A 12,905-nucleotide genomic window follows, 5' to 3' on the forward strand; every position below is an offset into this window, starting at 1 on the left:
TATACATGATCGAAGTACGCAACATATCCAAGCAATTCAAAGTGCATCAAGCACTGCATGATGTCAGTTTTACAGTTAAACAAGGCAGTGTCACCGGGTTGATTGGACCCAACGGTTCGGGCAAAACCACACTGATCCGTATCATGAATGGAGTCTTGGGCGCTTCCAGTGGACAGGTAACCATTAACGGATTGGACGCCGCTTGTGAGGCAGAGAAAGTACTGGCCATGTGTGGCACTCTTACCGAGCAAAGTGGATTATATGAAAATATGAGCGGGCGTGACAATCTGACTTTCTTCGCAGATGTTTTTGGCCTGAAGCATGCCAAGAAACGAATCGACGAGCTTGTAAATCTGTTCGAGTTGCAGGATTATCAGCATCGAAAAGTCGGCACCTATAGCACAGGCATGAAGAAACGCTTGGGCCTTGCACGAGTACTCTTGCACCGTCCTTCCATCCTGTTTCTGGATGAGCCCACCAATGGCCTGGATCCGGATGGAATTCAGATGGTGCTACGCATTATCCGTCAGTTAAATAAGGAAGAAAAGATGACAATCCTGGTCTCATCCCATGTGCTGTCCCAACTGTCAGCCGTCTGTGATCATTATATTTTCATGGAAAAGGGGCGCATCGTGGAGGAAGGCACGGAACAGGAGATTGTTAGCCGGTACCTGTCCACTCCGAAGCTCGAAGTAGAAGCCGACATGCCAGAAGGATGGCACACGGCAACCGACTTTACACCTGAAATAATCTCCGCACATCAAGCAGTATTTCAGCTTACATCGCGTGAAGATATTCCATTACTGCTAAGGCAATTAACGGAGCATGGTCAAGTCTATCAGGCCCGCATCACGGGCAGTGATCTGGAAAGTATCTATTTTGCCATAAGGGAGGCACACCACCATGAATAACCGCCAAGCCATACGTGCACTGGTACGTAAAGATATCCGGTCCGTCACAGCCAGCATTCAGCTCTGGTTGCCCATGTTGATCGTTCCACTGATTATTGGAATCATCATGCCCTCCGCCCTTCTGTGGGCGGCCTCCAGAATGGAACTTCGTTCTCTGGGCAACATCAGCTTTCTACTCGAATCATTGGATGCGTTAACCCATGGTGGACAGATTCCTCAGCTTGCTTCCATGCCTACAGATAATCATCGTATTGTCTATTACTTGGCCATGTATATGTTCGCTCCCTTGTTTCTCATCATTCCGGTAATGGCCTCCAGTATTCTGACGGCCAATAGTTTCGCTGGTGAGAAGGAACGTAAGACGCTGGAAGGATTGTTGTTCACACCGATAAGTATGGACACTCTTTTTAAAGGTAAAGTGCTAGCTGCCCTGATCCCTTCCATTCTATTATCCTGGGTTACTTTCCTGATCTATGGAATCATTGCCAATATTCTGATGTACCCCATGTTTGGAACGTTGATGTTTCCCAATCTGAACTGGATCATACTTGTCGTGTGGGTTGTTCCCGCTTGCAGTCTTATGGTCATTTTATTAAACGTCCTGATCTCGGCCAAGGTCCGTGGGTTCCAGGAAGCCTATCAGCTCGGCGGATTAATTGTCCTTCCCCTCATCGCCTTAGTCGCTGGACAAGCCAGTGGCATGCTGCTGATTGGTCCTTGGATGTTACTTATGATTGGAGCAGTGCTCCTGCTCATAAGTGTGGGTCTTCTTCGTCTGGTCACGTCGTGGAATAGTCGTCAGCAACTGGCGGAAAGTCAGATCTGAATGATGTGGAGTGTAGCGACGAAAATCAACAAACTACACTGTCGCTCCGCTATACAGATTGAGAAATAAATAAGTGCAGGTTATGATGTGGAGATATATGCTATGGGATGATTTATAGAGAGGAATGGAACAACTGTATGGAATCCAAACTACTTCAAAAATTAAAATATGCTTCACAATTAACGGCACAGGAGAAGCATATTGTGGACTATATCCTAAGCAATCCCGAAGTTGTATTTGATTCTACAGCCCATGAACTGGCTCAGCAGACCTATACAAGCTCATCCACCATTGTTCGCTTATGCAAAAAGCTGGGTACCAAGGGGTACCCAGACTTTCAGCTCAAGCTTGCTCTTGAATATCAACAGATACCTTCCGTGTTGCAGACGCAGGATCATGCAGTTGCAGAACAAGGCAACGTGCTGGCTGCCATCGACTCAGTTCCTTACCTGTATCAGCAGGCGCTAGATGATACGCGCAGGATGTTAAATGCTCCTGTTTTGCTACGAATCGCGAACTGGGTCAAAGAATCCGTACGCATTGATGTCTATGGCAGTGATATGAATTATTATCTGGCTCAACAGGCTTGTGCCAAGTGGAATGAACTCGGCATATCTGCGATTGCTCATAATAGTCCGAACATGCATTATTTGAACACGATGAATCCCAATAGCCTGACGCTGTCTTTTGTTATCTCACACACAGGTGAGAACCAATCCATGATTGAAGCCGCCAAAGTGCTCAGCGACAAACAGATGAAAGTCATCGCGGTCACGGGCAACAACCATTCAACTCTGTCCAGACATTGTGATGAAACGCTGCTGGCTTATGGATACAATGAACAATTACGACTGTCCAAAATGTCTGCGATGGTCTCTGTACTCTACATTTTCGACATGTTGTACATGGGAAGCATTAGCGACACGTATTAACGATTACCGTTGATCCGCTGCAAATACAATCCCGGCATCCTTACGTGCACTCATAAGTACACTCATTACAGACTGGCTGTGTTCGAGTAGTTCGTAACACCGTTTGTGATCACCACTTGCATGGATGTCCCTGAACGCTTCCCACTCATAGCACAGCCAATTCAATTTGGTCTGCGCATTATACGCCACAGCAGGCTCATTCCCGATCTGAAGCTTGATCTCCCGGCAACCGTTAGCTCCTCCTACAACCTGAAGATAACCTTTCTCGCCCTGAATAAGCACAAAGTTCATGCTGTTTGTGTCTTTGGCACCTACACATTCCGCAATAAACTCCGGATAGTGGAGAACCACTACACCTGACGTATCAATGCCGTTTGCATGCTTGTTCGCGGTATACGATACGGTAGTCGGACTGCCAAACAGATTCATGACCAGATGCAGATTATAAATATTGATATCCATCAGCGCACCACCAGAGAAATGTGGATTGAATACGTTCGGCGTTTCCCCTGCAAGCAGATCATTGTATTTGCGCGAGTATTGACTGTAGTTACACTGGATGAGTTTGATCGGACCAAGCTTTGGTAGTTGCTCCTGTATGACTTTAATATTGGGCAGATGAATGTTGGAGATGGCTTCAAACAGCAACAGATTCTTTTCTTTTGCAAGTGCAATCAGCGTTTCTGCTTCGTGAAGCGTGGACGTGAACGGTTTTTCGCAGACGACATGTTTGCCATGTTGAAGTGCCTGATAGGCCTGTTCGTAATGCATGCTGTTTGGTGAAGCAATATATACGAGATCTACATTTGTATCTGAAAATAGGGATTCCAGGTCCGTATAGATGGTATCGACCCCATACTTACCCGCAAGCTCCTGTGCTGTCTCTCTCTTCCGGGAGTACATCGCTGTACACGTAACATCTTCCAGTTCATTGATCGCAGATAAAATCGCATCCACAATGGACCCTGTACCAATCGTTGCTATATTCATCATATCGTTTCGCTCCTGTCGTTGGTTGTTTGTCAGTTGGCTCTCTTCGCTGCTCTGGTTGAGTGTTATGTTATCACGATCAAGTCAGGCGGAGAATGCTTTGGGACGGGATTGGCAGCATCATGCGCAATTCGATTTCAGGTTTGAATGACTATGAAATTCAATTTCATTCTCTTCTTTTTTTCATGTTTGAGATCTAACATATCTTCCATAGTTTACCGATATAACATAAGGAATTAACGACATACATATAGAAGAACGAAGGGGACGATGAACGAATGAAAACAGGGTATACATACGTACAACGCACCATCAGTACATTGCTGTTATTTACACTCATTGCAGCAGTGACATTGGGAGGCGGAACCGCAGCCCAGGCAGCTTCACTCAGCCAATCCACAGTGTATTATGAGTCCGACGGAGTTTTGTACAAAGTATCCGCGGATGGCAGCAATACAACAGAAGTATTAATTGATTTCCAAGGTGTGGACTTGCACGCGGCAGGCTCTTATCTCTACTACACACAGACTGCTTCTTCCACAACCTTGCTTCGGGTTCCGAATGACGGGTCCAGCGATGCGGCAGAGACATTTGCTACAGATGTACTCAGCTATTATACGGATAACGGATTCATCTATTATCTGGATGCTACAGGTACCATTTATCGCGCGAATGGCAATAGTGACGCTTCAGCTGTCACCAAGATTGCTGACAAAGCAGATACTGATTTTCCATTTCTCCTGGTAGCCAAAGGGCGTGCCTACTATAATGCGTTGGTTAATGGAAACACGTGGATCGTGTCCAAAACGTCCAACGGTGCTGGAGCTGTGCAGCGGATTGCCGCAGGCGCAGTGGAAGGACGTTATTTTACGAATCAAGCCAAAAACGAACTGCAACTGATGGTAAATACAGACCCCTACGAGGAGTTTTACTCCACCAATGCTGTTGTCCTGTATAAGGTGAACTACAATACTGGCAAAGCAACTGCGGTTAATCCCAAAGCCAAACTGGATGTGAATGCTGTATATTCCGGTGGTTGGGGAAACAATCTTTACGTGTATAACAAAGGAATCGTTCTCGACAGCAATAAGGATTACAATTATGCCAAAGGCAAAGCGTTTGCGTTAACAACTTCAGCCAAAACACTTCAGCTTCATAACAAAAGCGTTCGTGAAGTAAGTGCCTTAGGTACAGACAAGGTTGTCCTTATTGATGCAGACAAAAAGGCTTATGCCAAAACGGTCTCTGGCAACAAAGTGACCAAGTCTGCCAACCTGAACCTGAACAATGTAACGTATGTTGCGAATCAATTAACCAACGGCACATCTACGGCTGCATACATCTCGGGCAACAATGGACTCTATTCGGTTAATACAGCTCTCAAGGTAACGAAACTTACCGGGGACGAATGGGATGCATTCCATATCAGAGATGATGTTGCGGGCCTCTTCTACATCAATGCCAAAGATCAATATCGCTTGTATCACGTGCAAACGGGTGGAACAGGGAAAAAAGTTATGAGTGACGTTTTCCTCGACAATATTCTATTGGTGACACCGTACTAACATATCATGTTGATTCAGGCGTATAGCCCATTCAACGGACATGTCCATAACAAAAAGGATTACCATGCAGCCATAACGGCTCTTGGTAATCCTTTTTTGGTTGTCGAAAACTATTTTTCAAAAACATCTTCCATATGAGAATGATAATTGTTATCATTAAGAAAAATAAGACAAAAGGATGGTCCGTATGACTGAACAGTTTCCCTTCATTGCTGAAACCTCATCTCTACCGCTCCTCTCCTCCATGTGCCGTGTGCGTCGTGGGGAGAATTTCCGTGTGCAAGGCAAGACGGTGTCACGGCCCATGCTCTGTCTTATTTTGCAAGGAGACGGTGTTCTGGTCCTGAATGATACAGTCTACACGGCGCAAGCGGGCAGCTTGTTTGTACTGAAGCCAGGAACAACCATTGAGGCCGCTGCACGCTCGAATGTGACCGAATGTATATTACTAAGCATGGATACGGTTTGTTTGCAGCAAGTGCGCGGTGAATGGAAAATGACCTCATCACCCGCCTTCCCGCTGGATTGGGAGACAGGCAGGTTGCTGGTTCGTCATGAGCAGCAGGCTGTATTACGTTTGGAACAACTGTATGAAACCTATCGCGGTCTTCAACCGGATCACTTTATCAGCATACATAGCCAGCTGCATGAGCTGTTGCAATTTCTCTCAGAGAACAGGCTGGAAGCCAATCATGAGAAAGTGGACCCTGCCTTGGAACGCAGTATTATGTATATGCGACGTTACATGAGTGAAGGAATCAGCATGGATCAGCTTGCCAAGATTGCTGGACTCACACCCAGCTCCTATTCACGCAGTTTCAAGAAGGCCAAAGGCATGTCACCAACCGATTACCTGAATCGTTTACGTATAAACGAAGCCAAAAAACAGCTGACAGAGGAATCCTGTGTCCTCAAAGACGTCGCGGTATCTGTCGGGTATGGCAATGAATATTATTTTAGCCGCAAATTCAAACAAACCTTGGGGATTGCTCCCAGCGTATATATGAAAAGAGATCAACTTCGCGTAGCTACGGCATCCATTATGGGATTCCATGAGAACTTGGCCTCGCTTGGACTTCGCCCGGTAGCTGTGCTGGAAGGTGAAGGTGTGTTTGACCGAGAATCGGATGAATATGAACAAGAACGCCGATTAACCAGACAATTCGATCAACTTCGGCAGGCGAAGCCAGACTTGATCATCGGTGACTTTTACCACAAGCCCTATTACGATCGCCTGAAAAGTATTGCACCCACCATCATCTTGGAGTCCACTGATGACTGGAAAGAGAACCATATTCGCATAGCCGAACTAGTCGGACGTGAGAAACAAGCGTTGCTGAATTTCAAAGAACTTGAGTTTCGCAAGCTTGAAGCAAGCCTGAACCTGCAACCCTATTTCGGACAAAAACGGTTGGCTATGATGGAGGTTACGAATCAGTTCATTCGCTTACAAGGGACTGGTGAGCATCCGTTAAATCACTTGTTGTATGCTGAATTGGGACTCCAGCCTGCTCAGCTTGTATCTCCCGAAAGTTCCAGAAATGGATATGCAGCGGATAGTATCCCCGTGCTAGACACGGATTACCTGTTAATCCATCGTGCTTCGCTCCAGCCTGCCAGTGAAAAGCTGTTCCGACGCATGAAACAAACGGCATCGTGGAATCGATCCCCTGCTGTATTGTATGGTAACGTTCACGATATTTCGAACTGGCAACGGTTATGCTGGACCCCGGGTGGCCGGTTGCAGATTCTGAACGAACTGGAACAGATAACTCAGCAATCTGTAGTCTTTCCTCAGGCAGGTCTGATCGGGCATTAGATGTGAACATAGGTTGATACGATGGGCAAGATTATCTTTTACAGCGTGTTCTTTCATTATAATTCAGTAAGATATTGCACAGGCCAAAGGGCCCTCTCCTATAACGGAAAGGGCCCTTTGCATGTAATTATGAATGTTCCTTAATCTCTTCCTTCGGAACCAGCTTGTATATCTCTTCATTTTCCATGGTATCAATCAACCGATCCAACCATTTGTAATATGCTTCCGCTTGCAAAACTTTGTGTTTGTCTTCCATCAGAATGTGGATAAGTTCAGCGTCTGCCTGCTCATCCAGACCTTCGAATAACCGATTCAGTTCTTCAATTGATTTGCGTAGAATCTGAAGGTTACTCTCCACGGCTTTTCTCCATTTAATTGCAAAATAATCCGTAAACGTCTGATGCCAGTCATATTCCACTTCATATAGGTCTTTTCTGGAGCCCTTGCTCCACACTTTATTTACCATTTTCAAATCCAGCAGTGTTCGTACACCTGTACTCATACTCGTTTTGCTCATTTCCATTTCCCGTCCCATATCGTCAAGGGTCATTGGTTTGTCTGCAAAAAATAGCAATCCATATAAGTGTCCCGTCGACAGCGTAACGCCGTAAAGATCCATATTACGTCCAATGGCTTCAATGACGCGCTTACGAATCTTCAGCACGGTTGCCTGCTGTTCCTCTTGTAAATGGTCCAAGCCCATGCTTGCAACCTCCATTCTGAACATTCCACAGTCTTTGGCGAAATAATTGCAACACTTTAAAAGTCCTGCTTACATGGGAAAGCACTCGGCCGGACATCATATATGCCAGAGGGCTTTCATTCACCCAATGTATGAAAATGGGAACTTTACCAGGCTACAATTGCCTATGACTATCTTTTAACCAAAAAATTCAGCTTCAATTCAGCTCATTTTCTATTGTAGGAAAAGCAATGTCAAATGTAAAGCTGCCTTATTAGCCAGAATAAGGAGAATGACGGAGTATTTGGACGAAAAACTTTGTACAGTTTTTACTGTACAAACATTATGTACTGTTTATTCGGTTGATATACTGGTTAAGTATTGTTAGACTTAAAAACGTTACCCAGAAAGACGGGAAGCGAAGCAACAATTACCGGATTTCGTGGCTGGGCGCATAAGTGTATGGGCTTATGGATGCTGAAAGCCGTTCGAAGTGCACAACACATCAGAAGGGGTGAAAACATGACCATACTTGAAGTGAAAAACGTAAGTAAATTGTTTGGACCCCAAACCGAGCAAGGTCTGCAATTACTGGAGCAAGGTTGGGGTAAAGAAAAGTTGGCCAAAGAAAAACAGATAACGGTTGGTGTCAACCGGGTCAACATGGACATTAAGGAAGGCGAGATTTTCGTTATTATGGGACTGTCCGGGAGTGGTAAATCCACACTGGTTCGGATGTTCAATCGTCTGATTGAACCAACATCCGGAGAAATTCTGGTCCATGGTAAGGATCTACGCAAGATGAACAAAGAACAATTGCGCGAAGTGCGCCGGAAAACGATTAGCATGGTCTTCCAGAAGTTTGCGTTGTTCCCGCACCGTACCGTTCTTGATAATGTGGAGTATGGATTGGAAATACAAAAAGTAGATAAGGAAGTACGCCGGGAGAAGGCAAAAACCTCACTTGAGCTGGTTGGCCTTAAGGGCTGGGAAGACAAAATGCCAGATGAACTCAGTGGCGGGATGCAGCAACGTGTCGGCTTGGCGCGTGCACTTGCCAATGACCCGGAAGTACTACTGATGGATGAAGCCTTCAGTGCACTTGATCCATTGATTCGCCGTGATATGCAAGACGAGTTGATCGAGCTTCAGGATAAAATGAAAAAGACCATCATTTTCATTACCCATGACTTGGACGAAGCGCTGCGCATCGGCGATCGTATTGCCCTCATGAAAGACGGCGCAGTTGTGCAGATCGGTACACCGGAAGAAATCATGATTCAACCGGCCAACTCATATGTGGCCCGCTTCGTCGAAGACGTGGATCTGTCCAAGGTCCTCACTGCCGCTCACGTCATGCGTCGCCCTGAGACAATCACACTTGACCGCGGTCCTCGGGTAGCCCTCGAACTCATGCGCGAAAATGGTGTCTCTAATCTGTTTGTCATTGACCGTTCGAAGAAGCTACTTGGTGTCATTACTGCAGAAGATGCAACCCGTGCAATGCGCGAAAATAAAGTATTAAATGACATTCTGATCACGGACGGGCCGACAGTGTCGCCTGAGACCCTGATTCATGAATTGTTTGAGATTGTAAGTTCTGCCCATGTGCCGCTCGCTGTTGTTAGTGAGAATGGCCGTCTGCAAGGTGTTATCGTCCGCGGTGCCCTGCTGGGTGCACTTAGCGGTGAAGTTGCAGTAAAGGAGGAACTTGAGAATGATTCCCAAAATACCACTAGCATCGTGGATTGAATCCATCGTTGACTGGATGAGCTCCTCGCTCTCCGGATTGTTTAATGTAATCTCTATTGTTATTCAGGCAGTAGTTGGATTCTTCTCCGGGCTGTTCATGCTGCCCCATCCACTCCTGTTCATTGCCATATTGGGTGTTCTTGCGTTCCTCGTAGGACGACTCCCACTGACACTATTTACGGTTATCGGGTTCTTGCTCGTAGATAACTTGGGATACTGGTCCCAATCGATGGACACACTCGGCCTGGTTATCACTTCAGGATTGGTTTCGATCCTGCTTGGTGTACCTGTCGGAATCTGGCTCGCATACAGTAAAACTGCGGCGCGTATCATTACACCGCTGCTTGACTTCATGCAGACGATGCCTGCATTTGTCTACTTGCTGCCTGCAGTTACATTCTTTAGTCTAGGTGTCGTTCCAGGTGTTATCGCTTCTGTTATATTTGCGATTCCGCCAACGATTCGTCTGACTCACTTGGGGATCAGACAGGTATCTAGTGAATTGGTTGAAGCAGCTGATGCATTCGGCTCAACTTCCATGCAAAAGTTGTTCAAAGTACAGCTTCCACTCGCTTTGCCTACCGTGATGTCCGGTATTAACCAGACCATCATGCTGTCACTGTCCATGGTTGTTATTGCATCCATGATTGGTGCACAAGGTATTGGTGCGGAAGTCTATCGTGCTGTAACACAGCTTCAAATCGGTAAAGGTTTCGAAGCCGGTCTGGCCGTTGTTGTACTCGCGATTGTACTGGACCGTTTTACACAAAATGTATTTATGCCAGGTCGCAAAAAGACCTCACGCATTACAGCCAAGCAAAAAGCATGGATCACTGCTGCGGCAACATTCCTTGTGCTTGTAGCTGGTTTCTCACAATACTTCGTTGGTGGCACAACTTCGGCTGGCGGCAACAACTCAGCTGCCAATGCTGTAGGTCAAGAAGTGAACTATCAGATTATTGGTATCGATCCAGGGGCTGGTATCATGAAGTCTGCTGCAAAAGCGATCGAAGACTATAAATTGACTGACTGGACTCTGATTGAAGGCTCTGGTGCAGCCATGACGGCCACACTGGACAAAGCCATCAAAAATGAAGATCCAATCATTATTACAGGTTGGACTCCGCACTGGATGTTCAACAAATATGATCTGAAATATCTGGAAGATCCAGAAAAATCTTTCGGTGATGCTGAAGAAATTCACACCATCGCCCGTAAAGGTCTGAAAGAAGATCACCCTGTTGCGTTTGAATTCCTGTCCCGTTTCCAATGGACATCGGATGACATGGGTGAAATGATGACTGCTATCCAGGATGGCACATCCGCAGAAGAAGCTGCTAAAGCTTATGCTGAGAAACATGCCGATCAGATTGCTGAGTGGACCAAAGGTCTGACTCCAGTGAACGGTGATGCATTCAAACTCAGCTATGTGGCTTGGGATTCCGAAATCGCAAGTACAAACTTGCTGAAATATGTGATGGAAAACGAATTGGGTTATAAAGTTAACGCTCTGCAAGTCGAAGCCGGACCAATGTGGACGGGTGTTGCCTCAGGCGACGTAGATGCCTCTCCAGCAGCTTGGCTGCCATTGACACACGCAGACTACTGGGAACGTTACAAAGACCAGGTGGACGATCTGGGGGCTAATATGACAGGTGTACGTACAGGCCTCGTGGTTCCTAAGTACATGACTGAAGTAAACTCGATTGCAGATCTAGAGACCGGTGCCGCTTCTTCCACTCCATCGGCAAGTGCTAATGTGGGCGAAGAGGTTAATCACCAGATTGTTGGTATTGATCCAGGTGCAGGTCTGATGAAGGCCACAGCAAACGCCATTAAGCATTATGATTTGTCTAACTGGAATCTGATTGAAGGTTCTGGAGCAGCAATGACTGCATCATTGGACAAAGCTTATAAAAATGAAGAACCAATCATCGTTACGGGTTGGACTCCGCACTGGATGTTCAATCAGTATGATCTGAAGTATTTGGACGATCCCGACTTGATTTTTGGCGATGCAGAGGAAGTTCACACGGTTGGACGTAAGGGAATCAAAGAAGATCATCCCGTTGCCTATGAGTTCTTCTCTCGTTTTAATTGGACTGCGGATCAAATGAGTGAAATCATGGTAGACATTCAAAAGGGCGTTTCGCCTGAAGAAGCTGCCAAGACTTATGCAGAAAAACATCCGGACCAAATTGAAGAGTGGACCAAAGGGTTAACCCCTGTTAAAGGTGACAATTTACGTCTCGGTTATGTTGCATGGGACTCTGAAATTGCGAGTACCAACCTGATGAAGTATGTGCTGGAGACAGATCTCGGTTACACCGTCAAAGCACTACAAGTTGAAGCTGGCCCCATGTGGGCAGGCTTGGCAGCAGGTGATATCGATGCTTCTCCAGCCGTATGGCTCCCGCTTACACATGGGGACTACTGGAAGACATATGGAGACAAGATTGAAGATATCGCTGTCAGCATGACAGGAGTTAAACAAGGTTTGGTTGTTCCAACGTACATGGATATCAACTCTGTTGAAGACTTAAAAGATAATTAAACCAGATTGAGTTGTATAAACCTGAATTTGGTAAAAAGACCACCGAAATTTTTCGGTGGTCTTTTTGAGTGTAACTTTACTTAGGAACGGGAATGCCTTCTAGCCTAATGAAAGCCTGAATGTACCTGAAGTGCCGTTAAAGTGGATTTTTTCCCTTTCAATGAAAAGCTTCGCTCTGGATGGGATCAGGAGTCAGCTACTCACACACACGGTTGGAGCAGAGCAAATACAAGCGCTAACGAATCAGAGACGTCTTATTCAAGGATATGAAGCGATTCCAGAAATCTAAAGAACCTGAGACACGCTATATCAGAATAAAACAGTCGTTTGCAGTGTTTTTGTCAGAGATTCCAGTAAATAACGTGTCTGATGTTCCTTACTTTGTAAAAAGAAGAGCTGAAGGCGAAATAAGGCGTCCTGAGTTCCTTAGAAAATGGTCTCCCTTTCCCCAGGGTATAAAGGCTTGGGCTCAAGACATTTTAAAATGCTAATCTCCACACCCTAACTAACTTCGAAAATCTCAAGCATAAAGCTAAACGTACTAATCGTTACCTTCTACATTAAAGGTTGTGAAATTGAATTATGTACTCAAGCTCTGCAAATTCTTCTCTTTTCTTTTCTTTTCTATTCCTACACTTTACCAATCAGCAACAATAGTACACCAATGGCAATCATGACAACACCGAGAATACCATACACCACTCTTGCACCCTGCCGTCCAATGGTTTTCACAAAAATACCTGCTCTAAAACTCTTCATAAACCAGTCCCAATTGTTGATACCACCGAGCAAACTAAAAATTCCTGCCGCTATGGCAAATAGTGCGATTAAAACAGGTTGTTCTTGCATGTCGTCAACACTCCTTCAATATAAT

Annotated in this window: 10 protein-coding genes; 7 read left to right on the forward strand and 3 right to left on the reverse strand. The window is 45.7% G+C overall.

Annotation, left to right across the window (positions count from 1 at the left end):
• The first annotated feature begins 5 nt into the window (after nt 1-5).
• The 3 genes from PAEAM_RS30855 to PAEAM_RS30865 all read left to right on the forward strand — a co-directional run bounded on the left by PAEAM_RS30855 (nt 6) and on the right by PAEAM_RS30865 (nt 2,669).
• Nucleotides 6-911 carry an ABC transporter ATP-binding protein gene (locus PAEAM_RS30855; RefSeq protein WP_100529957.1) on the forward strand — a complete coding sequence of 302 codons (906 nt, stop codon included), beginning with the start codon at nt 6-8 and terminating at the stop codon, nt 909-911.
• Entirely contained in the window at nt 904-1,737 is an 834-nt protein-coding gene (locus tag PAEAM_RS30860; protein WP_100529958.1) for an ABC transporter permease subunit, read from the forward strand. Before PAEAM_RS30855 ends, PAEAM_RS30860 begins: the two co-directional genes overlap by 8 nt.
• Nucleotides 1,738-1,844: 107 nt before the next feature.
• Nucleotides 1,845-2,669, forward strand: a complete 825-nt coding sequence (locus tag PAEAM_RS30865; protein ID WP_100529959.1) for a MurR/RpiR family transcriptional regulator — start codon at nt 1,845-1,847, stop codon at nt 2,667-2,669.
• 3 nt (nt 2,670-2,672) lie between these two features.
• On the opposite strand, the gene PAEAM_RS30870 is transcribed toward PAEAM_RS30865, so the two are convergent.
• Entirely contained in the window at nt 2,673-3,659 is a 987-nt protein-coding gene (locus tag PAEAM_RS30870) for a Gfo/Idh/MocA family protein (protein ID WP_100530032.1), read from the reverse strand.
• A 278-nt stretch (nt 3,660-3,937) separates the two neighbouring features.
• Between PAEAM_RS30870 and PAEAM_RS30875 the strand changes: the two genes are divergently transcribed.
• Both PAEAM_RS30875 and PAEAM_RS30880 read left to right on the forward strand, forming a co-directional pair.
• The gene (locus tag PAEAM_RS30875) at nt 3,938-5,224 is read left to right on the forward strand and encodes a DUF5050 domain-containing protein (RefSeq protein WP_100529960.1); all 1,287 of its coding nucleotides are present in this window, start codon (nt 3,938-3,940) and stop codon (nt 5,222-5,224) included.
• Nucleotides 5,225-5,411: 187 nt separating this feature from the next.
• Nucleotides 5,412-7,043 (forward strand): helix-turn-helix domain-containing protein, encoded by a 1,632-nt coding sequence (locus tag PAEAM_RS30880; RefSeq protein WP_165790118.1) that lies wholly within the window; start codon nt 5,412-5,414, stop codon nt 7,041-7,043.
• A 127-nt stretch (nt 7,044-7,170) separates the two neighbouring features.
• On the opposite strand, the gene PAEAM_RS30885 is transcribed toward PAEAM_RS30880, so the two are convergent.
• A complete protein-coding gene (locus PAEAM_RS30885; protein WP_100529962.1) occupies nt 7,171-7,746 on the reverse strand; it encodes a GbsR/MarR family transcriptional regulator in 576 nt (191 codons plus the stop codon).
• 501 nt (nt 7,747-8,247) lie between these two features.
• Between PAEAM_RS30885 and PAEAM_RS30890 the strand changes: the two genes are divergently transcribed.
• The gene (locus PAEAM_RS30890; protein WP_100529963.1) at nt 8,248-9,477 is read left to right on the forward strand and encodes a quaternary amine ABC transporter ATP-binding protein; all 1,230 of its coding nucleotides are present in this window, start codon (nt 8,248-8,250) and stop codon (nt 9,475-9,477) included.
• Nucleotides 9,443-12,031 carry a glycine betaine ABC transporter substrate-binding protein gene (locus tag PAEAM_RS30895; RefSeq protein ID WP_100529964.1) on the forward strand — a complete coding sequence of 863 codons (2,589 nt, stop codon included), beginning with the start codon at nt 9,443-9,445 and terminating at the stop codon, nt 12,029-12,031. The genes PAEAM_RS30890 and PAEAM_RS30895 overlap by 35 nt, the downstream gene beginning before the upstream one ends.
• A gap of 630 nt (nt 12,032-12,661) precedes the next feature.
• Here PAEAM_RS30895 and PAEAM_RS30900 read toward each other — a convergent pair.
• Nucleotides 12,662-12,880 (reverse strand): immunity 17 family protein, encoded by a 219-nt coding sequence (locus tag PAEAM_RS30900; RefSeq protein ID WP_100529965.1) that lies wholly within the window; start codon nt 12,878-12,880, stop codon nt 12,662-12,664.
• Nucleotides 12,881-12,905: the final 25 nt, after the last annotated feature.

This window comes from Paenibacillus sp. GM1FR (genome assembly GCF_002803315.1).
GTDB classification, from domain to species: Bacteria; Bacillota; Bacilli; order Paenibacillales; family Paenibacillaceae; genus Paenibacillus; species Paenibacillus amylolyticus.

Excerpts from the sequence above, each read along its gene's own strand:
- PAEAM_RS30855 (WP_100529957.1), top strand. The coding sequence starts at position 6 with ATGATCGAAGTACGCAACATATCCAAGCAATTCAAAGTGCATCAAGCA.
- PAEAM_RS30860 (WP_100529958.1), top strand. The coding sequence starts at position 904 with ATGAATAACCGCCAAGCCATACGTGCACTGGTACGTAAAGATATCCGG.
- PAEAM_RS30865 (WP_100529959.1), top strand. The coding sequence starts at position 1,845 with ATGATTTATAGAGAGGAATGGAACAACTGTATGGAATCCAAACTACTT.
- PAEAM_RS30870 (WP_100530032.1), bottom strand. The coding sequence starts at position 3,659 with ATGAATATAGCAACGATTGGTACAGGGTCCATTGTGGATGCGATTTTA.
- PAEAM_RS30875 (WP_100529960.1), top strand. The coding sequence starts at position 3,938 with ATGAAAACAGGGTATACATACGTACAACGCACCATCAGTACATTGCTG.
- PAEAM_RS30880 (WP_165790118.1), top strand. The coding sequence starts at position 5,412 with ATGACTGAACAGTTTCCCTTCATTGCTGAAACCTCATCTCTACCGCTC.
- PAEAM_RS30885 (WP_100529962.1), bottom strand. The coding sequence starts at position 7,746 with ATGGGCTTGGACCATTTACAAGAGGAACAGCAGGCAACCGTGCTGAAG.
- PAEAM_RS30890 (WP_100529963.1), top strand. The coding sequence starts at position 8,248 with ATGACCATACTTGAAGTGAAAAACGTAAGTAAATTGTTTGGACCCCAA.
- PAEAM_RS30895 (WP_100529964.1), top strand. The coding sequence starts at position 9,443 with ATGATTCCCAAAATACCACTAGCATCGTGGATTGAATCCATCGTTGAC.
- PAEAM_RS30900 (WP_100529965.1), bottom strand. The coding sequence starts at position 12,880 with ATGCAAGAACAACCTGTTTTAATCGCACTATTTGCCATAGCGGCAGGA.